At 41.5% G+C, this 24,467-nt stretch carries 20 protein-coding genes; 10 read left to right on the top strand and 10 right to left on the bottom strand.

Annotation, left to right across the window (positions count from 1 at the left end; genetic code table 11):
• The first annotated feature begins 69 nt into the window (after positions 1–69).
• Positions 70–1,422: a formimidoylglutamate deiminase gene (locus tag FAX86_RS18720; RefSeq protein WP_144395012.1), complete on the top strand. Its 1,353-nt coding sequence runs from the start codon at positions 70–72 to the stop codon at positions 1,420–1,422.
• Positions 1,423–1,446: 24 nt separating this feature from the next.
• Here FAX86_RS18720 and FAX86_RS18725 read toward each other — a convergent pair whose 3' ends face one another.
• The 4 genes from FAX86_RS18725 to FAX86_RS18740 form a co-directional block, all read right to left on the bottom strand.
• Positions 1,447–3,387, bottom strand: a complete 1,941-nt coding sequence (locus tag FAX86_RS18725) for an ATP-binding protein (protein WP_164503672.1) — start codon at positions 3,385–3,387, stop codon at positions 1,447–1,449.
• Complete coding sequence (locus FAX86_RS18730; RefSeq protein ID WP_144395014.1) at positions 3,380–4,366, bottom strand: ABC transporter substrate-binding protein; 987 nt, start codon at positions 4,364–4,366, stop codon at positions 3,380–3,382. The genes FAX86_RS18725 and FAX86_RS18730 overlap by 8 nt, the downstream gene beginning before the upstream one ends.
• Positions 4,367–4,470: 104 nt before the next feature.
• A complete protein-coding gene (gene ung, locus FAX86_RS18735) occupies positions 4,471–5,157 on the bottom strand; it encodes a uracil-DNA glycosylase (RefSeq protein ID WP_246128673.1) in 687 nt (228 codons plus the stop codon).
• A gap of 71 nt (positions 5,158–5,228) precedes the next feature.
• The gene (locus tag FAX86_RS18740) at positions 5,229–5,513 is read right to left on the bottom strand and encodes a DUF6763 family protein (RefSeq protein WP_144395015.1); all 285 of its coding nucleotides are present in this window, start codon (positions 5,511–5,513) and stop codon (positions 5,229–5,231) included.
• 146 nt (positions 5,514–5,659) lie between these two features.
• Here FAX86_RS18740 and FAX86_RS18745 point away from each other — a divergent pair, with 146 nt between their 5' ends.
• A complete protein-coding gene (locus tag FAX86_RS18745) occupies positions 5,660–6,874 on the top strand; it encodes a hypothetical protein (RefSeq protein WP_144395016.1) in 1,215 nt (404 codons plus the stop codon).
• Between the two features lie 35 nt (positions 6,875–6,909).
• Here FAX86_RS18745 and FAX86_RS18750 read toward each other — a convergent pair whose 3' ends face one another.
• Positions 6,910–8,919, bottom strand: coding sequence for a transglycosylase SLT domain-containing protein (locus FAX86_RS18750; protein WP_144395017.1), 2,010 nt, complete (start codon positions 8,917–8,919; stop codon positions 6,910–6,912).
• 144 nt (positions 8,920–9,063) lie between these two features.
• On the opposite strand from FAX86_RS18750, the gene FAX86_RS18755 reads away from it, so the two are divergent.
• On the top strand, positions 9,064–10,986 hold the full coding sequence (locus FAX86_RS18755; RefSeq protein ID WP_144395018.1) for an ATP-binding cassette domain-containing protein: 1,923 nt from the start codon (positions 9,064–9,066) through the stop codon (positions 10,984–10,986).
• Between the two features lie 182 nt (positions 10,987–11,168).
• Positions 11,169–11,972, top strand: a complete 804-nt coding sequence (gene phhA / locus FAX86_RS18760) for a phenylalanine 4-monooxygenase (RefSeq protein ID WP_144395019.1) — start codon at positions 11,169–11,171, stop codon at positions 11,970–11,972.
• 67 nt (positions 11,973–12,039) lie between these two features.
• On the opposite strand, the gene FAX86_RS18765 is transcribed toward phhA, so the two are convergent.
• From FAX86_RS18765 to FAX86_RS18775, 3 genes are all read right to left on the bottom strand, one after another.
• Positions 12,040–12,978, bottom strand: a complete 939-nt coding sequence (locus FAX86_RS18765) for an MBL fold metallo-hydrolase (RefSeq protein WP_144395020.1) — start codon at positions 12,976–12,978, stop codon at positions 12,040–12,042.
• Positions 12,979–13,068: 90 nt separating this feature from the next.
• Entirely contained in the window at positions 13,069–14,184 is a 1,116-nt protein-coding gene (locus FAX86_RS18770) for a methanobactin export MATE transporter MbnM (RefSeq protein ID WP_144395021.1), read from the bottom strand.
• Positions 14,181–14,936 carry an MbnP family copper-binding protein gene (locus FAX86_RS18775; RefSeq protein ID WP_205859255.1) on the bottom strand — a complete coding sequence of 252 codons (756 nt, stop codon included), beginning with the start codon at positions 14,934–14,936 and terminating at the stop codon, positions 14,181–14,183. Before FAX86_RS18775 ends, FAX86_RS18770 begins: the two co-directional genes overlap by 4 nt.
• Before the next feature lie 177 nt (positions 14,937–15,113).
• Here FAX86_RS18775 and FAX86_RS18780 point away from each other — a divergent pair, with 177 nt between their 5' ends.
• Positions 15,114–17,843 (top strand): choice-of-anchor B family protein, encoded by a 2,730-nt coding sequence (locus tag FAX86_RS18780; RefSeq protein WP_144395023.1) that lies wholly within the window; start codon positions 15,114–15,116, stop codon positions 17,841–17,843.
• A gap of 140 nt (positions 17,844–17,983) precedes the next feature.
• On the opposite strand, the gene FAX86_RS18785 is transcribed toward FAX86_RS18780, so the two are convergent.
• Positions 17,984–18,796, bottom strand: a complete 813-nt coding sequence (locus tag FAX86_RS18785; RefSeq protein WP_144395024.1) for a YiiX/YebB-like N1pC/P60 family cysteine hydrolase — start codon at positions 18,794–18,796, stop codon at positions 17,984–17,986.
• A 268-nt stretch (positions 18,797–19,064) separates the two neighbouring features.
• Between FAX86_RS18785 and FAX86_RS18790 the strand changes: the two genes are divergently transcribed.
• A complete protein-coding gene (locus tag FAX86_RS18790; RefSeq protein WP_144395025.1) occupies positions 19,065–21,248 on the top strand; it encodes a carboxy terminal-processing peptidase in 2,184 nt (727 codons plus the stop codon).
• Positions 21,249–21,348: 100 nt separating this feature from the next.
• Positions 21,349–21,948, top strand: a complete 600-nt coding sequence (locus tag FAX86_RS18795; protein ID WP_205859256.1) for a peptidylprolyl isomerase — start codon at positions 21,349–21,351, stop codon at positions 21,946–21,948.
• Positions 21,949–21,950: 2 nt separating this feature from the next.
• Here the strand turns inward: FAX86_RS18795 and FAX86_RS18800 are convergent, their stop codons facing one another.
• Positions 21,951–22,256, bottom strand: coding sequence for a hypothetical protein (locus FAX86_RS18800; protein ID WP_144395026.1), 306 nt, complete (start codon positions 22,254–22,256; stop codon positions 21,951–21,953).
• 158 nt (positions 22,257–22,414) lie between these two features.
• On the opposite strand from FAX86_RS18800, the gene FAX86_RS18805 reads away from it, so the two are divergent.
• From FAX86_RS18805 to FAX86_RS18815, 3 genes are all read left to right on the top strand, one after another.
• Entirely contained in the window at positions 22,415–22,801 is a 387-nt protein-coding gene (locus tag FAX86_RS18805) for an MAPEG family protein (RefSeq protein ID WP_144395027.1), read from the top strand.
• A 102-nt stretch (positions 22,802–22,903) separates the two neighbouring features.
• Positions 22,904–23,656: a type I methionyl aminopeptidase gene (gene map / locus FAX86_RS18810; RefSeq protein WP_144395028.1), complete on the top strand. Its 753-nt coding sequence runs from the start codon at positions 22,904–22,906 to the stop codon at positions 23,654–23,656.
• 62 nt (positions 23,657–23,718) lie between these two features.
• Positions 23,719–23,979, top strand: coding sequence for a DUF5062 family protein (locus FAX86_RS18815; RefSeq protein ID WP_144395029.1), 261 nt, complete (start codon positions 23,719–23,721; stop codon positions 23,977–23,979).
• Positions 23,980–24,467 lie beyond the last annotated feature (488 nt).

Raw genomic sequence — 24,467 nt, forward strand, 5'->3', positions numbered from 1 at the left:
TTATGATTTCTTGATTATTTTAAATTCAAGCAGTATGTTAGCGCGACTGGCAGCGATGGGAAAGTTTCAATGAGATATTACGCAAAAGAAATTCTACTGCGCGATGGTTGGGCATCGGATAAAACGATTTTTGTCGAAGACGGCGTGATTATAAAGATAGAGTCTGGTCAAGCAGAACAGGCTGAAATACTGAATGGACCTGTCATTCCAGGAATGGTTAACTTGCATTCGCATGCCTTTCAAAAAGCCTTTGTCGGACTAACTGAGTATCAAGCGAATAAAGAAGATTCGTTTTGGAGCTGGCGTGATTTAATGTATCGATTACTGCAGCGGTTAAACGTTGAAGATATGAATGTGATTGCGCAATACGTTTATGAAGAAATGCTGCTTAATGGTTATACAACATGTGCGGAGTTTCATTATTTACATCGCCAGGCTAATGATGTAAACGGCGATTCTTTGGCGGCGTCGCAAGCGGTCATTGAGGCAGCTCGTACAGCAGGCATTGGGTTATGCCATTGTCCGGTGTTTTACAGCTATAGTGGTTTCGGCAAAACCGCTCCAGCCAAAGAACAATATCCATTTGTACACAGTTTGGATGAGTATAAGCATTTGCTTGAACGACTGCAGTCGACTTACGCCAATGATCCTATGGTTAGCTTTGGAATTGCTCCGCATTCTTTACGCGCTGTGTCTGAGGAACAGTTGCGAGATTTAGCGCAGTGGTGGTCACCACAAGGACCCATTCATCTACACATTGCTGAACAAATCAAAGAAGTGGAGGAGTGCGTCGACTTTTATGGCCAGCGCCCTGTTGAATGGTTGTTGAAGAACCAGAATGTAAATCAGCGTTGGTGCTTGGTTCACGCGACGCATTTGAATGATATCGAAGTTAGTCAGTTGGCGAAAACTGGCGCGATTGCTGGAATTTGTCCTCAAACTGAAGCTAATTTAGGTGATGGTATTTTTCCGGGTGTCGAGTTTGTTGCGGCTGAAGGTGCTTTTGGCATTGGGTCTGACAGTCACATATCCATTTCACCGTGGCATGAGCTTCGATTGTTTGAATATACGCAGCGATTAAGTCATCGAAAGCGCAACCGACTTTGCTCTGATGATAATCCAAATGTGGGTAGTTTTCTTTGGCAACATGCGACAAATAGTGGTGCTCAGGTTGTTAATCGTTCAGTTGGTTCATTAGCTGTCGGTAACAAGGCTGATTGGGTTGTTTTGGATACCAATATTTCAGAACTCGCCGTTCTGTCGGGCGAGCGCTTATTAGATGCAGCCGTGTTTGCCGTCAATCAAAATCCGGTACTGGACGTTATGGTCCATGGTCAATGGCGTGTTAAGTCTGGAGAATTAATTGGCGAAGGCGTCAAGAACAACTATGTGAAATTGCTACGCGACAAAGTGGTGAATTAAATTTTTAATACTTTGCTGTTCTGTTTAAGACTCGATAGTCGGTCGTAGTGAGTTTGACAGCTGGATTACTTTATCCCAAAGTAAGTGCATGTCGACGGGTTTAATGATGTAATCGTCGGCGCCAGCTGCTTGAAGGCGTCGGTGATTTTCGGTGACAATGTCAGCCGTTAAAATGAGAATGGATATTTTCGTATTCTTTGCACGTTCCAGTGCGCGAAGACGTTGAATTAAGTCGATAATAGAAATATCAGTAATGTTTGTATCGGCGATGATTAATTGAAAGTCTTGTTGACGCATTTTCTCGAGTGCTATTTTACCATTGGTTGCAGTTTCTACTTCTGCACCAATTTTATTGAGCATATCTTTGGTGACCATTTGATCAATTGAACTGCTCTCTATTACGAGAATATTTCCTGAATAGCTCGGGGTTTCCATTGGTTTATTCTTCGCGTCCGAATTATTTCTTTGCGGTTGGAAAAATGGAAAATCAAACTCGATCAAAAATCGTGTTCCTTTATTGGGAACGCTAGTGACATTAAATTTTCCACCTAGCAATATTGTCAGCTTGTGAGCAATGGTTAATCCAAGACCTGAGTTGGGTTTGTAAGGTTGGTTTAAGTCATGTTTTTCACTGTGAGACTTGAACAAATTACCTAATTGCTCTGATGAAAATCCAATGCCAGTATCGGTAATTTCGATGGTGACATGTAGCAACGAACTTTCGTTATTATCGGCGGGTAACTCTCCGGCTACGCGAATATCGATGCTGCCGTTTTCTGTCCTCCGAATAGAGCAATCAAGAATGTGGTAAATAATTTTTTGCAAATGAACTTGATCGGCTTCGACAATCACTTCGTTATCTAAACCATCAAAGAATAAATGTGAATCGATATTTTTTTTATTACAGGCACTAATAAAAGGTACGAGGCTGCGGCGGAATAAACGTTTAAGATCGAAGCGAATATTTTGTAGCACGATCGATTCGACTTCAATTTGAGAGTAATCGAGAATATTGTCAATAAGTTCAACCAGCAGTGCGGACGAACTAATTCCCTGAACAATGTATTGCAGTTGAGAGTCATTGGGAGAACAGGATTCTAACAATTGTAAACTGCCAATGGTCGCGTTCATTGGTTCGCGAAGCTCATGACTCATTTGTTCCAAAAACTCACTTTTTGCTCGACTGGCAGATAATGCTTCAGCTCGCGCTTGTTCTAATGCCATCGCGTGTTCAAGCTCTCGTCGTTTAGAGGACTCTAGTGTGCTAGCCATTTTATTTAGATTAGATTCAAGGACTCCCAGTTCTCCGCCTGAGCGTTCATCGACTCGTGCCGATAGCATACCTGACTGAAAAAGCTTAACTGTTTTTGATAATGTTTGAATCGGTTTGGCAATGGTTCTTGCGATAAACAGTGCCAGCAGTGTCGATAGTAATAAAGCTCCTAAACCAATAATAATACCGCCTACCAAAGCATCGTTTTGTTCTTTAATAACCTGGCTGGTTGATAACGCCAGAATAATGGTGCCTATGACATTTGACTCAGGCTCATTGATACTTTCATCCAGTCCAATATCAAAGTCGTTAGATTCCAGAGGGACGTCTTGCAAAGTGATTTTAGAACTAAACCTAATTATATTATCTTTGTTGTTATTGCTGAGTAATGAAAGATCTTTTCGTGCAAGCAGAAGTTCTCCATCTCGGTCGTAAATTTCGACATAGGCGACATCGTTATCATCCAGTATGGGAGAAACGATGTCTTCTAATAAACTGGGATTTTTTATAAAAACGGCGTACTCACTGGCCGGAGCAAGTTGTTGAACCAGCAAGTCGCCTTTGTGTGTTAATTGATCCTGAAGGACATTAAATTTGTCATGAATATAGTAACCTGTTAGCAAGACAAACATGAAAAAAGCCGGAGTTAATCCGAGCAAAATGGTGCGGCTGGAAATGGACCATTTATTCATAGAATTTGCCGTCTCCAAGATTAATTTCACTGGCCTGAATAACATCCACATAGTGACTGTTATCTCGAATATTCAAATTGAGAGAGCGAGCGACTTGTTCATTGAACTCGACGCTAAACTGGTCACTGTAATGAGTATTCGGCAACTGCTTATTTTCAAAAAAACGGGCGATATCGCCGGTGACTTCATCCAATAAGTTTTGCATTGAGGTATAAGTAGTGGCGACACTGCCTGCGCGGACAAAGCTTTTGTCAGCACCGATTAGAAATTTATTATGACGATAGAGTGTGAGCAGTATAGTTTTAATGGTAGAGCGATTGTAGATGGATTCATTTTTGGTTGCGATTATGGCGTCGCTGCGTTTAATCAGTTTGATTAAATTCAAAGTGAGTTCTGCTTCATCGCGCACAATCTCATATTCCAAAATCAGGTTCAATTTAATGGTGAAATCTTTAATATCTTTTATGAGATGTTCTTCATTTGGGGTTAATAAAATACCGATTCTTTTTCCTGACGGATAAAACTCTTTAAATAATAGAATTTGTCGTGATAATGGCGCTTGATGAAAGACGCCAGAAAGGCGAATGTCCGGGTTTGGATTTTCTTTGGTAATCTTTTGATATTCTGAGGCAGAAAGTAGTGTAGCAAGTACAGAGCCACGATAATTCGAGTTTAATAAAAATACTAACGCTTCTTTACCGACGGCAATGGCAAGTGGCGCTTTTAATGTTAATTGAGAATTATCGAGTGTTGTTCGAGTAACTTGATAACGCTGAGAGGGTAAAGCAATACTTTTCGTGAGGCGCGTAGCAAAAGTTTGGCTGATGACACTGTTGCCATACTCAACAATTAGAACGGATGAATTGGAGGGATTATCGGCGCTAGGTTGTGCGTGATCAGAATCGCTGGCGCGGGATGCGACAGAACTCAGCACAATGACTGCAAGGCAGCTAAGTAAACGTCCGATGATTTTTACCATTAATATCCTAACCGATCAATGGCGGTCCAAGCCTCTTTATTATGTTATGCATCTAACCAAAGTGTAACACACACACAGAAATATGACTGTGCCATATTTACGCGTTAAATATCGGCCCATTGAATGGGCTCTTGTTGATGCGCGATCAGTGCCTGATTGGCTTTACTGAAGTGTTTACAGCCTAAAAAACCTCGGTGCGCTGAGAGGGGCGATGGATGCGGGGCTTTTAGGATGGTGTGTTTCGAATGGTCGATCAATTTTGCTTTCTTTTGCGCATGAGAGCCCCATAGCAAAAAGACAATGTGCTGCGGTGCATGATTGAGACTTGAGATAACATGATCGGTAAATATTTCCCAACCGCGATCTTTGTGTGAGTGCGCTTTTGAGGCTTCAACCGTCAATACCGTATTGAGTAATAAAACACCTTGTTTTGCCCAACCGGATAAATCGCCATCGTTTCCACAGGTAACGCCCAAATCAGCTTCTATTTCTTTAAAAATATTTTTTAAGCTAGGAGGTAAACGAATGCCTTTATTAACGCTGAAAGCCAATCCATGTGCCTGGTTGGGACCGTGATAGGGATCTTGACCCAAGATAACAACTTTAACGCCAGCAAAAGGAGTGAGCTTTAAAGTTGCAAAGACTTCCGATTGAGGCGGGTAAATCGTTTTTCCTGCTTGTCGCTCATCGGCAACAAAGGACATAACATTGTTAAAATAATCTTTTTGTTTTTCAGATGCGAGGACATCCGTCCAAGTGGGTTGTGCCATGAGATTTGTTTTTATTGTCATACTTTAGTGGCTGGCGATCGTAACGCCTGGCCAAACAAATCGCAATCATTCGCTGAAAATGAACGTTTAAATTAATCGTGATCAATCTGTTTTAATGCATCATGAATATTGTATTCGACAAAGAGTATGTCGGGATGAACATCTTGTCGCTCAACTTCGTAAGCGCCACTCCAGTCATCGGGAGCATCAACCTCTATTGGCGTTAGAGATTCCCAATCGTTGACGTCGAGCGATTCGATTTCACCTTCATAGTGCTGCAACTCAATTGTTTGTTCATTATCGTCGAGACCAATGACTTCGACCGGCTCTAAAGTGAAATTTATTCGGTACCAGTGACCAATTTCTGCGTTGTTCATGAGATCGTCCTTATCGTTTGCTCATAAGGTTAGTATAAGAATTAACCAGCTAATGAGTCAGATTATTGTTTTTTAAAGGATCCCCTTTTTATGCACTTGGGGAATCATTATAATCCAGACCAATTGGTTTGTTGGGGAGCAAAATTATGGTGTTACGATCATTGGTCGTTGGAATACTCATGGGGTTATCGCCATGGGTAAATGGAGAAACCGACTTTTCAGCAGTGGCTGGTGCTGAAGTAAGAATTTTTACGGAAGAGGCCGATCAAGGTCAAGATGATGCTGGATTATCGTTTTACTTCGAACCTGAATGGTTTCTCGACTTTGACGATTCCAGCTTAACCATTAAACCCTTTTTGAGATGGGATTCAATGGACAGCGAACGAACGCACTTTGACCTTCGAGAATTTAATTTTCAAACGGTTGGTGATGGCTGGTCGTTAAATATCGGTATTAACAAGGTGTTTTGGGGAGTTGCTGAAACACAACATCTGGTTGACATTATTAATCAAACGGATGCGATCGAAAATATAGATGGCGAAGACAAATTAGGTCAGCCGATGATTAATTTTAATTTTGAAGAGTCGTGGGGAACCTTAAGTCTATTTGCGCTACCTGGATTTCGAGAGCGAACATTTCCTGGCGAAGACGGCCGGCTTCGATTGCTGTTTCCTATCAACACAGATGATGCACTCTACGAATCTTCTGAGGAAGACAGTCGAACAGATTTTGCGGTTCGTTATTCTACATATGTCAGTTTTTGGGATATTGGTGTTGCTCACTTTCGTGGTACGAGCCGTGACCCGTTGTTTGTTTTAAGTCCCATAACGTTTGAATTAACTCCTTACTACCCAACGATAACGCAAACCAGTTTGGACGCTCAGGCAACAATCGATGCCTGGTTACTTAAATTAGAAATGATTTACCGCACTGATTTCGGTTTTGAGAATGATACCAACAAAGATTATGTTGCTGCGGTGACTGGCTTTGAATACACCAGTTACGGTGTTTTTGAAAGTGCCATGGATATCGGCTGGATCCTCGAATATCAATACGATGAACGAGATACGTTTGGCAACGCATTGTTCTCAGTCGAAGTGAGTGACCTAGTACTTGGTGGCGCTCGTTTAACCTTTAACGATGTTGATTCGACGGACTTGTTATTAGGCATTGGTGCTGAAACGGACAATGACGTTCAGTTTTTCTCTATCGAAGGTTCTCGGCGAATTGGTAACGATATGAAGTTAACGATTGAAGGACGAGTCTTCACTGGAATAGATGAAAATGAACCGTCATCAACATTACTTTATTCCTATCGAAATGACGATTTCATCCAATTAACGTTTGAAAAGTTTTTCTAAAAACAGAGTGGCTGGTCACTTAGCGGCAAGTTTCATTATTTTTTAATCGCCATCGTGACCAGTTCTTCGAAATAATTATCATCATTACCTAACAATGAATTGTATATTTGTTGATACGCTAGCACATTTTTAATGTAAGAACGTGTCTCTTTATAGGGCACAACTTCAATCCAAATATCGGCGGGTAATTCGTTGGCATCGGGCAACCATTTGGCGACTTTATGGCGACCTGCATTGTACGAAGCTGTCGCTAGTACTCGGTTTCCATTGTGATAATCCAATAAATATTTAAGGTAGCGAGTGCCTAACTGTAAATTGGTATTGGGATCGCGTAGACGGCTCGATTTGGGAGCTGGCAAATTAGACTTCTTAGCAATGTACTTAGCGGTATAAGGCATTAGTTGCATGAGTCCAACCGCCCCAACCGAAGAGCGTGCGTCGGGCATAAAGGCACTTTCTTTACGTGCAACAGCAAGGCTTAGCGAAAGATCCAGATTGGCTTCTTTGGAGGCTTTTTCCATCAAATTAGGAAAAGCAATTGGGAATCGCATGTCGACGGCATCGTATAAACCTAATTCAGACAACGAATAAATAACTTGTTCATGCCATCCCCATTGATGAGCAACGACCGCTAAATGTTGGCGCTCTCTCTCGTTGCTGCGTGCTTTAAAATAATTCCATTCTCTACGGGCGGAATAATTTTTATTTAACTTCCAAAGCTCAAAGGCACGTAATGCTTCGGGACGCGTTTGTAAGTAATCGATGAGTTTTTGATCGAAAGGAAAATTTATTTTTGCCAAACTGGGGCGCTTATTTAAATGGGCGCTGGCGAGAAAACCATAGTAACTTCGCTTTTCAGACAGCTTTTCCAGTCGCTCGATGCCTGCGGTTTCGTTGCCAAGAGCAAGATCTGCACGAGCTAACCAGTAATTCCAGTCGTTTTCAGCATGATCGGGTGCTGGTGTTTGACTCAGAAAATGTTTGAGCTCTTGCCAGTTTTTATTGCGCAGTTCATGAGCCAATTTCCAACGCAGTAATAATTCGTCCCGTTCATCGTTGGCAATATTGTTAAGCCATTCTGAGGCTCGAGGGTGATTGGATGACGCTAAGGCCAGAGAAACCGCACGTGCGAGTTCGCGTTTTTGTTGATAAGTGAATTGAAAATGTTTAGAGGCTTTATCGATAATTTTCAGCGTCTCACTGGAATTACGCCAGATGTGTTTAACTAGAACGGCATTAGCGACATCGGCGACTTTCTGTTGTTCAAGACCAGCAGGCGGTTTTCTCATCAGGCGGTGTGGATATCGCATCATTTCGTGTGCATAACGACCGTTTGCCTGGACGGATGAAGGCAGCAAGCGAGTTAAGTAACTTACGAGAGAACTTTTTCGGCTTTTAACGGATAAAATTAGCCGTCGCCACACTAAATCTTCAGTTAAGGCATGATCACTTTTCATATGATTGAAAACAGGATTGCACGCATCGGGTCGCGATTTTCCGGCAAGCCAAATCTTCTCTGCCTGATGATAAATGTCTGAGCGATTCTCATCCGTCTTCAACCGAAACTTCAGCCAATGGCATTGCAAAGTGATGCTGTATTGCGGCCGATAATAGGAAAGAAACAAATTGGTTTGATTGTGACGAGCGAGTAACCAAAGAAATTCAGTACGAACACGAGAGGAGACCGGTTCATTGTCGTAACGGTCTAAAAAGCTTTGGATTGCGTGTCGATTCGCCAACGAAATATTTGTCATTAAGTATTCACGCTCAAGATAGGGCGCTAATACATAATCGTGTAATTGAGATTGCAGTTGTTTAAACTGGCTTTTCTTTCCTTGCTTAAGTGCCTTAATGGCATCTTGATAGAGTTTTCTCTGCTCCGCTGTTGCGGTTTGAGTGTCGATCCAGTCTGTTGTGCCGACAGATTCACCAGTAATGGTGTCTAGGCTGAGTGTGTTTGAATCTGCGCGAACCAAACTCAACGAGCTTGCGACGAGTAAAATCCCCAATAATAATCGTGTACTTGCAATACACCTAAATTTCATAGAACACCTACTATCTATGCTGAAAAGGGTAGCCTTCCTGGCGAATAAGAAACTAATTCATTGGAACATATCCAAACTAATTAGTTCCCCTTTATAATATAGCGGATTTGAAACAAAAATTAATACGACTTAGGAAAAAATTAAATGATGATTATACGCGGGGACAAGGTTTCTTTGAGCTTTGGCACCCACATTTTACTTGACCAGGCTTCATTTTCGTTGAATGCCGGTGAAAAGGTCGCAATTGTTGGACGAAATGGCGCGGGAAAATCATCGTTGCTAAAACTGGTTGCTCAGGTCAATGAGCCAGACAGCGGAGTCATTCAACGGCAAAAAAGTGCTCGAGTGAGATATTTAGCACAAGCATTACCTGAACCAACGAACGAAACTATTTTTGAATATGTTTCTCGCGGAGTCTCTGATATTAAAGAAGCGCTCGAGCGTTATCAGTCATTACTGGAAACGGGCGGATCAGAAAGTGAAATAAACGATCTGCACGATCTACTGGATCGCTGTGATGGTTGGCATTGGCAGCAAAAAGTCGAGCAAGTGCTCAGCCGGCTTGAGCTTGACGGCAGTTTATTACTCAATACGTTGTCGGGCGGCTGGCGTCGCCGAGTGTCACTCGCTGAGTGTTTGGCTGCTGAACCGGATCTATTACTTCTAGACGAGCCCACAAACCACCTGGATCTGGAAACTATTGAGTGGTTGGAAACGTCACTTAAGATGTATCGTGGTGCGATGTTGCTTATTTCCCACGACCGACAATTTATTGATGCTGTTGTTGATCAGATCTGGGAAATTGATCGTGGTCATCTCAGTATGTTTCCGGCGCCTTATCAAGCTTACGTGGAATCGAAAGAGAAAAAGCTAGCAGAAGAAGAAAAGGTTAACTCGGAGTTTGATAAAAAACTGGCTCAGGAAGAAAAATGGATTCGACAAGGAATCAAAGCGCGTCGCACGCGTAATGAAGGTCGAGTACGAGCTCTTAAGGCAATGCGGATGAAACACGCCGATCGACGCACTCGCCAGTCAACCGCGCAGCTTGATATTAAAAGTGGCAGTAAATCTGGAAAGTTAGTTGCTGTGATTGAAAACGTGACGTTAACACGTGGTGATAAAACGCTTTTCCACGATTTTTCGACCACCATCTTAAAGGGCGACAAAATCGGTATATTGGGAGCCAATGGTTGCGGAAAGAGTTCCTTGATCAAAATGATTCTTGGCGAACTCAAGGCCGATACCGGCCTTGTTGAGCTGGGAACCCAACTGGATATTGCTTACTTCGATCAAATGCGTTCGTTAATTAATCCCGAGTTGACGATTTTCGATAATGTCGGTGAAGGGCGGGACTTTCTTGAAGTTAATGGCGAGCGCCGTCATGTGATTAGTTACCTGGCCGATTATGGGTTTGGACCTGAGCGAATGAAAACGCCTGCCAGCTCTTTGTCCGGTGGTGAAGTCAGTCGTTTAGTTTTAGCCAAACTGTTTACCCATTCAGCGAATCTTTTGATATTGGATGAGCCGACGAACGATCTTGATATTGAGACACTGGAGTTATTGGAGTCACAACTGGTTAATTTTGCGGGCACGGTGATTGTCATCAGCCATGACAGACGCTTTCTCGATAATGTTGCTGCGGCACTGCTGGTATTCGATCAAACCGATGGAATTGTCGAAATTGAAGGTGGATTTCAGGATTATGATCGTTATCGTAAAGCTAAGGCCACGCAGCTTGCTGCTGCACGAAAAGAAGTATCTTCTGGAAATACGGCAACGGCTAGCAGTCACGGCCAAGCGTCAAATAAAAGTGCTGCAAAACCGCAGAGTGCTAAGAGTAAGCTATCGTACAAGTACCAACGAGAACTGGATGCTTTACCGGCAGAATTGGAAGAGCTAGAAACGCAAATAGAGTCTCTTGAGCAAGAGACTCAAACTGAAAAGTTTTTAACGTCTTCGCCTGATGATATGCAAGTTGTATTTCAGCAACTGGCTGATTTGCAAGGAAAACTTGAAGAGAAGATGGACCGTTGGGAAGAGTTGGAATCGATGAAAGAGGGCAACTGATCCGATGTGTTTGCCGTTGATTTGGAACGACTTCGCTTGCGAAGCCCCCATCAAACGCGGGATAATACAACCCTATTGAAAAGAATAAGAATAAAGGCTTATCCCCATTTTGATCCTGTTTTTCAAGGTGTTAGGTGGTCGAGTGAGCGACATGAAGCAAATTTTAAGAGGTTGATAAGTTTATGGCGAAAGGTACTAAGTACGTAGCGCGGGAAGCCGATGAAAATGGCTTTATACATTACACGGATGAAGAACACTCTGTTTGGGGTGAATTGTTCGATCGTCAAATGAAAGTATTGCCCGGACGAGCATGTAATCAGTATTTGGAAGGTATCGATAAACTGGGATTGTCTCGAGACCGCATTCCTCAGTTAGAAGACGTTAACAAAGTGCTTCGTAAAGAAACGGGGTGGGAAGTGGCTTGGGTTCCGGCATTAATTCCATTCACGAAATTTTTTAATCTGTTAGCCAACAAGAAATTCCCTTGTGCGACATTTATTCGTACTCGTGAGGAAATGGATTACCTGCAAGAGCCTGATGTTTTCCATGAAATCTTTGGCCACTGCGCCATGCTCACCGATCCTTACTTTGCTGAGTTCACTCATACCTATGGTAAGCTTGGAGATGCCGCTGACAAGCAATACCATGTTTGGTTAGCGCGTTTGTACTGGTTTACGGTTGAATTTGGTTTAATGAATACACCAGAAGGGCAACGCATCTATGGCGGAGGTATTTTATCGTCAATTGGCGAAACTCAATATGCTCTAACAAACGAACCGGAGCATCGACCTTTTGATATTATGACAGTGTTAAGAACACCGTACCGAATTGATATTATGCAACCAATTTACTACGTGATTGATGATATGAAGCAACTGTTTGATATTGCTCAAATGGATATCATGTCTTACGTAAAGGAAGCTAAGCAGTTAGGCCTATTTGAACCGACTTTTCCTCCAAAAGAAGAAGAGAGGGCAGCCAGTTAATTTTTAGCTACTGTATGTTAAAAAAGGCGCTTATTGCGCCTTTTTTAATGCCTATCAAGAAGCGAGTTTAATGTCGATGTTCTTTACCGTTATGTTTGTGTTTCTTATCACTTGTTAAACTTTGATAAACTTGGCGAATCATTTTCTCTGTGGTAATAAACTGCCAGTTCCATTTATCGTGATACTGCTTTAGCGGATTTGCGTTAACAGCTTCGTCTTCTGATTTTCCGTCTTTGATCAATTTCTTAATAATTTTCCGTACATCTTTAACCATGGCTAGTGTGTTTTCTAAATCTTTCTTGTTGGCAAGAGGTCCATGGCCGGGAATGATTTTTGTCTTATCATTTGCGAGCGAAATGACGTGCTCTTGTGCTTTAATATAGCCATCAACACTACCGCCGCTTGCGACATCAATGTAGGGATACATCCCATTAAAAAATACATCTCCGGCATGAATGACATTGGCTTTTTTAAAATGAATAATTGCATCACCGTCAGTATGGGCATGCGGTGTATGAATTAAGTTTGCTTCATCACCATTAAGATGGAAACTCATTGAATGAGTGAACGTAATTACAGGTAGAAAAGACTCCGGTGCTTTTTGCATTTTTCCGTTGCCTGTCGGTATCCCTTTTTTGATTAGATGTTCTCGCAAATTTTTATGGGCAACGATGTGTGCGCCATCGTTTGCCATACTCGAATTATTTCCGGTGTGATCGCCATGAACGTGCGTATTAATCAAAAAGTTGACGGGCTTAGTTGTCACTGACTCGATCGCTTTTTTCATGTTATCGAGCATCGGTGGCATTGAATCGTCGATCATGACGACGCCATCTTCTCCAATTGAAAGTCCGATATTTCCGCCAGTAAAGCCACCAACTCCCGATAACATATGAATTCCAGGAGCAACTTCGGTTGCCTTAAAAGTTGGCGTGCTTTCTTCTGCAAATGACGGTGTACCAATTATCATGGCACTAGCGAGAGCGGCTGTGATAAGGCGCTTCATAGTTATTTTCTCCTATTATTCATTAAATTATTGTATACAGTTCTTTCTTTTCCCAACCGCTTGTCATCTAACGCAAGCGGTTTACGGTAGTTACTGTGATGGTGCAGCATGTTTTGGATTTTCCAAAAAGTTTTTGTCTGTCAAAGAACGCAGAAATTCAATGAGATCCGCTTTTTCTTGTTCTGAAATTTCAAATCCTTTCACAAAGGGGCTTTTGTGTGGATTAGCTCTGCCATCACCCTGATTTGGACCGTCTGATATTAGTTGGCCTCCAGCGGCATAAAAATCAATGACTTCTTCAAGTGTTTTGATGGAGCCGTCATGCATGTAAGGGGCGGTAACTTCTATGTTACGTAATGTGGGCGCGCGAAATCTTCCATGATCGGCCGGATCGAGGGTTATTTCAAATAAACCATTGTCTCGCTCAGGGTATGCACCTTGAGCATTAACGTTATACATTCCTGTATTGTGAAATGGTCGGCGATCAATTTGTTGTTTTTCGTGAAATGTAGATTGGGTGAAATTAAATCCACCATGGCAATGGTGACACTCAAACTTTTCTGAAAAGAATAAATTCATACCTCGAATTGCAGATTCTGAAAGCGCATTATCATCTCCGTCATAAGCATAACGATCAAACGGCGAGTTCAGGGAAATTAAACTCCGAACAAAACTTGCGAGGGCTTTATTAATCGTGTTGAAATTTATTTCCTGACCCGGAAATGCATCCTCAAATAATTCTTTATAGTGTTCGGTTTTAAATCGTTCAATGATTGTATCTTCATTTCCTGTGATGCCTAACTCAATGGGGGACTCACCAAACATAGGAATAAGAAGCTGAGTTTCAATGTCTTTAATACCATTGTGCGCCCATGTTAAGGTTTTGTTGTAAGCAACGTTCACTAAAGCAAGAGAGTTTCTTTGAGTAGCTTCCCCAGTTGTACCGAGTGAAAATACTCTGGGATCCGAGAACGCGAGTTCTTGAAAGTGACAATCAGCACAAGCTTGTTTTTGATTGAAAGATAAATTGCGGTCGTAAAATAGATGTCGACCGAGCTCTACTTTCTCTACTGTCATGGGATTCGTTTGTGGAATGGTAGGTTTAGGGAAGCCTTCCCGCAATTGCCAGTCATAGTTTTCTTTGTTTGTATTTTCGGAACAGGCCGCCAACAAACTTAGACAAATCAAAAAGAAAAAATATTTCATAAAGATTTAAATATGGTTGAATTAGAGTTAAGACCCGTTCTTTCGAGTAGGTGTTTGCATAATTCATTTGCAGGTTCTGATTTACAGCTGGATTCGCTGTTTAAATCGATACCTTCGAATAATGGTTTGATATCGATACCAATTGTCTTCAGCTCATTAACGTCAATACGTACGGTGGCAACATTTGGATTTTTACAAGCCTTTGCCGGAGCCCGCACTGCCGATTCAGAATGACATCCAGTGGATCCCAAATGATAAATCCAGTCATTTGTTTCGGATGTTAACTCAAGCCGTAAAAACTTATGACCGGTTTGCCAAACCCAGAACATGTCTGACTGATTTAGTGGACTTTTTTGAGTAAGAGGATTGTTGTGATTAAGTTCGAAAGGAACGCCAATTTTAAATTGAACTGCATCGATATTTTTAGGTGCAACGGGACTCTTGACAGTCATTTTCCAATCAAAATTGGAGTTACAAACTCCACCAATTAATTTTACATGAGGGTCATTATTTTCAGGTACCTCAAAGGTGGCTGGAACCCATTGGCCTTGTGACCGAAATTGCAGGGCATGAATATAGAACTGAAATTGCGATAGTTGCCAGGATTGACCATTAATCTGCATTGCAGTGCCACAAGATATAGAATTTTCACCGTACATTAATTTGAATTGAATGTCGTGAATAACGGGTTCATCAGCGCAACTGGTCAGTAACGCAGAGAACAGACTTATAATCAAAATTCGGATATACATCGCTTTTTTACAATAATTCATTATGACGAGATAGTGCTATAAATTTGCGCCAAGTATCAACTTATTCTGAAATGTTTCGTTAAAATAGCTACCTATGTAACTATTTACGCTTGATTTAAACTCAAAAATAATACACAACGTATAATCAAGTCTAATGATTTAATTTAGGAATCTCGTATGACGAATGTCCGTTACTTCAAAGCATTGGCGCTCACTGCTGCAGTAATTTCTTCTACTGCGGTGCTGTCTCACTCCGAACCAACAAAGCCACGCTTTGTCTCTGAACAGGGTAAAGACACGGGCGACTGTTCGAGTCCTGTACGACCTTGTCAGTCAATTGGCTACGCTATCAAGCAAGCTAATAAGGGTGACCAGGTGTTGGTGAGTAGCGGAACCTATGAAGTTAAGAGCACCGAAGAAGTTTTCTTCTTGAAGAGTCAGGCGGTGCCGGTTTCGGCGGGATACAACCGGTTCGACCATTTTCAGGTACAAAGTCCGGAGCTCAATAAAGTCTATTTGAAGGGTGTTCCCAGCGAGTTTGCCGCTGATTTGAGAAAGTTGGGTTTTAACGTCATTAACGACGGAAAAAGTCGTCTCGATCGTAAGAAGCTCGATAATTTACTCAAATCCTATGAGGCGATTGGTAAGTTTCAGGCTGAAGTGCCGTGTGAAAACGGACAGGCGGGAAGCTTTGCGTGTAACAACATTGATTTAGTGGCTCACGTGCCTTTGTCCAGTTTTAGTTCTAACCCGGCCGATGGTAATGATATTTGGGGACATGTTGATCTCAATACGGGGAACGAATACGCCATCATGGGCGTTCGAAATGGGGCAACTGTATTTGACATTTCAACGCCTGAAAGTCCTGTTGAGGTAGGAACTATCTCTGGTGCCAGTTCTTTGTGGCGAGATATTAAGGTCTATCAACACTATGATAGCGAGAGTGATAGTTGGAAAGCCTACGCTTACGTCACCAATGAAAGCTCAGGTGGAGTGGCGATCATCGATTTGAATGATTTGCCGAACAGTATCTCTTTAGTCACTAATGATTCAAATGTCGATACCGGTCATAATGTTTACATATCCAATGTCGACCATGCGTTAAACATTAAATTAGATGGTACCAACCCTAATCTTCAATTGCTCGGTGCAAATCGATTTAGTGGTTCATTTCACTCCTATTCTCTTGGCAATCCTGAAGCGCTAAATGTTGAGGCCAATCAATCAAGTTTTAATGGCTACACCCATGATGGAGCTTCTGTCACCATTACTGATGCGCGTAAAGATTCCGATTGTTTCAATGGCACTGAGTTCTGCTCAATATTTGTCGATTTTAACGAAAAAGAAATGTTGCTCTGGGACATTACCAATCCCGCTGATACTCGAGAATTGTCTAATGTAACTTACAATGATGTATCCAACTCAGCTAAATACGTACATTCAGGTTGGGTAACAGAAGATAAAAACTTTGTGCTTTTGCATGATGAGTTTGATGAGCAACGTGCTGGTTTAAATTCAACCGTGCGTATTTTCGATATCACTGACCTGAGAAGTCCAACTCAAGTGGGTCAGTGGACTGGGCCAACTCGAGCGATTGATCATAACGGGTTCGTTCGTGGTAATCGCTATTACATGTCGAACTACACACGCGGTTTGACGATTCTTGATATTACCGATCCTGCAAATCCCGTTGAAGTCGGATTTTTTGATACATACAGTCCATCGAACAATGATTCGTTTTTCGGGGCCTGGGGGACTTATCCTTATTTGCCTTCGGGATTAATATTGGTGAGTGATATCGATGGTGGTTTGTATATTTTAAGAGACAACACAAAAACTCAAGTGAGTGGTAGTGCGAGCTTTGCGCAAAGTAATTTAACACTCGGTGGTGGAACTTCAAGCATTGTTGTTGAGAGAGCGGGTATGTCATTTGGCGGAGCTGCTGCAACAGTAGAGTACGAAGTCATAAGCGGTAAAGCCCAACAGGGTAATGACTTCACCTTAGCAAGTGGCACGTTATCTTGGGCGGCAAACGATGATTCCGACAAGTTAATTTCTTTATCAACAATTGGTGCGGTGCCCGCAGACTCAACTAATAATACATTTTACGTTCGACTCTTTAATCCTACTGGTGGAATGACAATTGGCGACAATGGCTATTTAACCGTTAACTTGTCTGGTCCAAGTCAAACCGGTTTTTTGCAGTTTGATAAATCGTCTTATGACATATCTGAAAGCGTGACTGCACTTGAACTCACCGTTCACCGTGTTGGTGGCAGCAGTGGTGCGGCGAGCATTGATTACTCGACGGTCGCTGACAGCGCGACAGCTGGAGAGGACTTTCAAGCAACTTCTGGAACGCTTAACTGGGCTGATGGCGAACTTGATTCCAAAACGGTTCAAATCACTTTAATTGACGATTCCATCGATGAGTCGACAGAATCCTTCTCCATTAATTTGTCTTCTGCATCAGGGGCTTCGTTAGGTGACAAGTCTTCCGTTTTGGTGTCGCTAGGGGATGATGATTCAAACTCGGCGCCTACGTTGACACTAAATGCGACTCAGCAAGCCAGTGTTGGTGAGACAGTTAACCTGGATTCAACCGCCAGCGATGCTGACGGCGATGCGATATCTTTTCAGTGGGAGCAGTTATCTGGCACATCGGTGGCATTGTCGAGCGCTACTGCCGAAGATATATCGTTTACGGCTCCTGATACGGCAGGTCAATTAACCTTCGAATTGACAGTAACCGACATTAAAGGTGCCAGTACTTCTGCTCAAGTCGTGGTAACAGTCGTTGCCGAAGACAGTGGCAATGATGGTGATGATAGTGACAGTGGTGGCAGCATGACATTGCTAACTCTGTTGTTGGTATCTTTAGCGGCTTTCAGAAGACGATATTTTTAGCAGAAGATATTATTAGCGGAACGTTATCCCAAGATAAAAAAATACCCAGGCCCGTACAAGGTCACCTGGGTTAGGGGAATTTGGAAACTGTTACAGTAAAATTAGAACATCGTCTGAGAAATGCAAGCCGAGATAGAAAATTAATCACCAATTGTGAAATTTTCATCATCATTGGCCATTAATCCGTCTTTATTCCAGGGCAGGTCACGGTAATGTGCCTTGTCTGACTCGCCCCAAAAAGGAAATTTAAGAATCTTAAAATAAGGAGAGTAGTCAAAGTCAGCGGGAGTGAAGAGTTTTGCATTACGTTTTATTAATTCAACGCGATCTTTGCCGACTTTCTTAAATTTGGGTAGTACAGGGTAATCAACGGCATTGAAGGCTTCGGCCAGCATCGAAGAGCAGACAGTTCGTGTTGGTTCTCCAGCGCTACTGCGAAATAGGGAAGAGCGCCAGCGTCTTGGGATAATCACCCAAGGGAATAAAAGGCGTGCTAAGTCAACCATTTGGCGAAAGTTATAAGGTGTTCCTAAATGGTTGATGGCGTATTCGATGACGCTGTTGGCATCACCGTGGGAAAGTGCTGAAGGGCGGCAAATGCGAAGATTGTCATTCGAATAATCACTCAATTTGCTCAAAATAGTGCCTTGGCCCAATAATCCCTCAATTAATAGTTGCTCGGAGGGGTCGAAGGAAGAAATTTCAGCAAGTCGTTCTTTAATCTCGGGCTCCTCGATGTCGTGTATACGACCGATGTACAGAGCAGCGTGAGACCAACGACTTTGAGTGATCAGTTTAATAACTTCGGAAACACGCGTACGACCTTCGACCAAAACCACGTCACCAGGTCGTAAGCCATAACGAAGTCGCTCAAAATCAGTAAGCGGAAATGGCGGTGGCGGGCTCTCTCGATTGAGCCAGTTTTCGGTCCATGTTTTTATCTTTTTGAGCATAAATTCATCGAAAAAACAGAGTGTTACTCATACTATAGTTAAACGAATTTGAAAAGAAAGGGGTTTATTACTTGATAATGTAATGAATTCTTGCAAACTATTAGTTGAAGAGGCATAAAGAAGTCTGCTTTATTTACAATTATGAACCTTCAAAGGTATGTTAGGTCAAAGGCTTAGGATACGGAATTCTCTTTTGCCAGAATGATATCGTATTGTTCAAATTTAAAACGAATGTTCGAAATTTTCGTGCAAACAAATTGGGTAGTATATGACTAAAGATTGGTTGAAAAATATCTATGGCTTCAAGTCTGTTGTGGCTACGGTACTTGTTGCTTTTCCACTCGCATTATCGGCGCAAGACGAACCACAGAAACACAATAATTCAGATAAAGCACTTATCGAGGCGCCGATAACACAATCCGAGGATAAAGTATCTCAACTTGATCCGGCGGAGTTGATGCCAAAACCGAGTCATGGAATTGCCAGTCGATACATAGCTAGAATATTTTCTGACCTTCATTATTCGCAACCGAGTATCCGCAATAACGATAATTTATCGGCAGAAATTCTAGAGAAGTACATCGACATTCTCGATAGCAACAAAAGCTATTTCACGCAGAAGGACATCAATGAATTTAACCGTTATCGCACAATGATCGATAACAATATCATTAGTGGGCAACTTAAGCCGGCATATGACATTTACCGAATTTTTCAATCGCGTTGGCAAGAACGTTATGACTACGCGTTGAGTTTATTAGATAAGCCCTTTGATTTCGAAAAAGATGAGACTTACACCTTTGATCGTGAAGATAAAGCATGGCCACAAAATGAGAAAGAGTTAAATGAATTATGGCGCAAACGGGTAAAGGCCGATGCATTAAGTTTAATTTTAGCTGACAAAAGCTGGGACGAAACAAAAGAAGTTCTGACCAAACGTTACAAAATGGCCGAGCGTCGTATGGCACAGAATAAATCAGAAGATGTGTTTGAGTATTTTATGAATGCGTTCGCTTTGACCATTGAACCTCATGCGACTTACTTTTCTCCTCGTGAAGCGGAAAACTTTGATATTGAAATGAAGCTTTCTCTTGAAGGTATCGGAGCGGTGCTTCAGGTGGATGATGTTTACACCAAAATAAATAAACTCGTGACAGGTGCTCCTGCGGCGAAATCTAAGCAGTTAAAAGTGGGCGATAGAATTGTAGGCGTTGGCCAAGAAGACAGTAAGATACAAGATGTGATTGGTTGGCGTTTGGACGATGTAGTCGATCTCATCCGTGGCGAAGCCGGAAGTAAAGTTCGATTACAAATTTTGCCGAAAGAAGAAGTGATTGCCGGTGAAACGAAAGAAGTGGTATTAACTCGTGAAAAAGTAAAACTAGAAGAATTGTCTGCCAAGTCAAAGACGATTGAAATTAACCAGGATGGTAAGACATTAACCTTTGGCGTAATCGATATTCCAAAGTTTTACGTTGATTGGGATGCGAAGTACAACAAGCAGTTACCTGATTACAAAAGCACATCGAAAGACGTTGCCAAATTTATAAGAGAGTTTGATAAGCAAAACCTTGATGGTTTGATCATTGATTTACGAAATAATGGTGGTGGCGCGCTTGATGAAGCGATTGAATTAACGGGACTCTTTATTGACCACGGACCAGTGGTATTGCAGCGAGATTCAAGAAACCGTGTTCGAGTTCACCCTGACGTTGAGCACGGTACAGTCTACGATGGTCCATTGGCGGTTCTGGTTAATGGTGGAAGTGCTTCTGCGTCTGAAATATTTGCTGGGGCAATTCAAGATTATGGCCGCGGATTAATTATAGGCGAGCAAACCTTTGGTAAAGGAACGGTTCAGACGTTGCGTGATCTCAACCATTTTCGAGGATTGCTCGATTCAGAGTTAGGGCAACTTAAATTAACCACATCCAAATTTTATCGAGTATCAGGCGAAACAACTCAGCATCGAGGAGTTGTTCCTGATATCGACTATCCATCTGCTTTTTCTCGCGAAGATTTCGGAGAGAGCAGTTACGATAATGCTTTACCTTGGGATACGATTAAACAAGCTAACTTTACACCGGTAAATGAAGTCAATGGCTTTGTCGAAGCTCTGCGTCAAAAGCATCTGCAACGGCGACAAAAAAGCAAAGAGTTTGAGTATCTTGAAGAAGACATTCAGGTATACATGGATAAGAAAAATGACAAGTCGATTTCTTTGAACAAGAAAAAACGTAAAGCAGAAATTGAAAAGAATAAAGCAAAACGTTTGGCACGAATCAATCAGCGATTAAAAGATCGCGGAATGGAGCCAGTCAAAGACTTGAAAGATTTTGATGAGACCATTTTTGAAGATGATGACTTTAAGTTGGATGAAACGGGTAATATTCTTGCCGACTTCATTAAACTTAAAAACAGCAAAAAGCTTGCTGAGCATAATCAAAAATAAATTTTGTCATTTTATCGATTCATGAAAAAGCTCGCTTGCGAGCTTTTTTTGTGTGGTGAATAATATTTTATATTAACTTATTATTAAAGATGTTTAAGGCATGTTCCGTTTAGGTTTATTGAATTTCTGTTGTGTTCTTTCTGGTTTGTTTTTCTCATTAACTGTCGCTTCGGAAACCTTGGTAAAGCTACAGACAAACTATGGTGATATTTATCTCGAGCTATATGATGAAAAATCACCCATTACCGTAAAAAACTTTTTACGGTATGTTGAAGGCCGCCATTTTGATGGAACTGTGTTTCACCGCATAGCGCCTGATTTTGTTATTCAAGGAGGCGGATTCGATAAAATCTATCAAGCAATCGATACTTTCGAGCCTATTAAAAATGAGGCGACGAATGGACTTAAAAACTTGGAAGGAACTATTGCGATGGCTCGGCATAATGAAAAGCATAGTGCTGATAGTCAATTTTTCATTAATCTAAAGCATAACGATCACCTCGACCGTCGAAATGAAACTAATCGAGGTTATGGCTATGCGGTTTTTGGTAAAGTCGTTCGTGGACTCGATGTAGCTCGTAAAATATCCAATTTACCCAGGGGGAGTATCGAGCATATAGGTGATGAAGTGCCCGCGTATCCAGTCATTTTACAACAAGCCGCTGTGGTTGAAGCTCTACCTTCAGGAAATAAGGATTAGAGCTAATCTGAAGGTGATTTAGCGAGTTCTTCCACCTTTTCCCAGTCAGTTACTTTCTCGGTGAATGACCATGCACTACTTAGGCGTAAATACCACCCTAAGTCCTGAGCGAGTGCTCCAAGCAATACTCCTCCGGCGAGTAAAGCAAAGCTCGCATGTTCACCCCCAGACACTACGGCAGAACCGCACAGTCCAATGAGCACTAAGCGTATAAAAATAAGGACGCCACTCTTTTTCAGCATTTTAGGAAAGGTTAATCCTGATTTACGAGTTTCGAGAAGCTCCTGGCTTCGATATTGGTCATTCATAAATATCTCAAAATATCAGTGTTAATAGAAGGTTGGGGGCCGCTAGGGCGGTGGTCGAGATAGTACCATTTAACTCGGTGAACTCAAGACTGGTTGTTTCAATTTATGTTTTGAATCTCTATACTCAAAACTAATAAAAAGACGAATAGAGTTTAATTATGTTATTTCCAATTGCTGCATTGTACGGCTCCCTTTGTGGAGTTTTGATTTTGGTGTTGGCGTTTCAGGTAGTGCGTCTCAGGCGTCGGCTGAAAGTGGGTATTGGTGATGGTAGCGATCACCAGTTGAAACGCTCGATTCGAGTTCATTCGAATGCTGTAGAGTACATTCCGACAGCTTTGGTGCTATTAGCCTTTTTCGAAGCAAATGGCGGTTTTAAATATTTGGCACACGTCGCGGGAATGCTTTTAGTCCTCGGCAGGGTATTACACGCTCAAGGTTTAGGTAGTAGTCACGGAACCTCTTTTGGTCGTTTTTGGGGAACTTGTTTCACCTGGTTGTCCATTCTTATTTTATCAATTGCTAATTTGGTGATGTTTTTTTAATGGGTAGCGTATTGAACTGCCAAAAGCTTGTATTATGTGAACTGAATCTTCCAATATTTCTTTCATTGGCATGCGCCGTTATTGAGCGGTAGAGGAGGCTGATTGATCGTAAAAACAAATGAAGAAGTAGAGCACCTAAAACACATTGGACAAATCGTCGCTGAATGTGTCCATTATATGGGGCGTCAATTACAACCAGGCATCACCACAAAAGAATTGGATGAGCTAGGAGCTGAGTTTTTACGATCGAAAGGTGCTCTTTCGGCACCTCAGGTGATGTACAATTTTCCGGGTTATACATGTATCAGTGTTAATGAGGAAGCCGCGCATGGTGTGCCTGGAAGTCGAAAATTAAAAGCTGGTGATGTTGTAAACATTGATGTGTCTGCTGAGAAAAATGGTTATTTTGGTGACACGGGTTTTACTTTTTTAATGACGCCTGTTGATCCTAAAAAACAGCACTTGGTTGATTCAACAATGAATGCCTTAAACGAAGCAATTAAAGTTGCAAAGGCTGGCAATAAAATAAACCTAATTGGAAAAACAATTGAAAAAGTCGCGACAAAGTCTGGATATAAAACTCTAAGAGACCTTGCCAGTCATGGTATAGGTAAGTCATTACACGAATACCCCAAATGCATTCCTAATTATTTTGATAAAAACGATACTCGGGTTTTGGAAGAGGGAATGGTAATCACTATAGAGCCTTTTTTGTCAACTCGATCTCAATACACCGAAGCTGCAAGCGATGGTTGGACTTTGGTGTCGGGCAATGGTAATTGGTCTGCACAATTCGAACACACTATGATCATTCGTAAAGAGGGTGCCCAAATATTAACAAAGGTTGAACACTAAGCAGAGAATTGAGTTATGCTCACTGCATTGCTTTTTATATATTTTAATAAACTCGGTGAAAAATGAAAAAGTTAAAAAATGAAAAAGAACTACTGAAAAAGGCATTGGTTGTTGGTGAACGTTATGCACAAAACCGTGGTTATAAAAGCTTTTCTTCAACCATGTCACTCAATCAAAAAATAGAAAGTATTTATCGCTTACTTGTACACGATAACTTAATTCAACCGATGCCGGAAAAAGAAGAAAGCTTGGGAGCGTTTAAGCATCGTCTAGCGGTATGGATATTTAACAAACTTCCGAAGGACGATCCTTTGGCACAGTAGAGTGCAACTCTTTGATATTTAAGCGTATTTTATTTGATGGTTCTAGCTGATAAGGAGCGGCGACTAAGGCAGATTTTTTACTGATCCTTTTTATAAGGTAATTCCGAGAAGCTCAGATATTGATTTTTTATTGGGAGCTTCAACGATATTGTTGAACATGTTACTACTATTCCTTTTTATAAAATGCATGATTTTATGAGTATAACTGGATTCGTTATTTTTATTATTGAAGTTATTTACTTAAAAAGAATAGATTCTTTAAAAGATGTTTTTTATCTATCTGTAAGTTTCCATTGTTAATAGTGATTCTTTTTAATGATTGCCATTCGTTAGCTTCTGTTAATTAAATTAGTTGTATTATCGAATAATTTCTTGTTTTTTCTTTATCGCTTGGATCACTTTAAAGCGCATTCTTTTTCCTATTTAAACTTTAAAGTCGAACTATATGAACTGGGCCAGGTCTATCTCTAGCTTTACTTGAAAGGGTG

The organism is Pleionea sediminis, assembly GCF_007570825.1.
Lineage (GTDB): Bacteria > Pseudomonadota > Gammaproteobacteria > Enterobacterales > Kangiellaceae > Pleionea > Pleionea sediminis.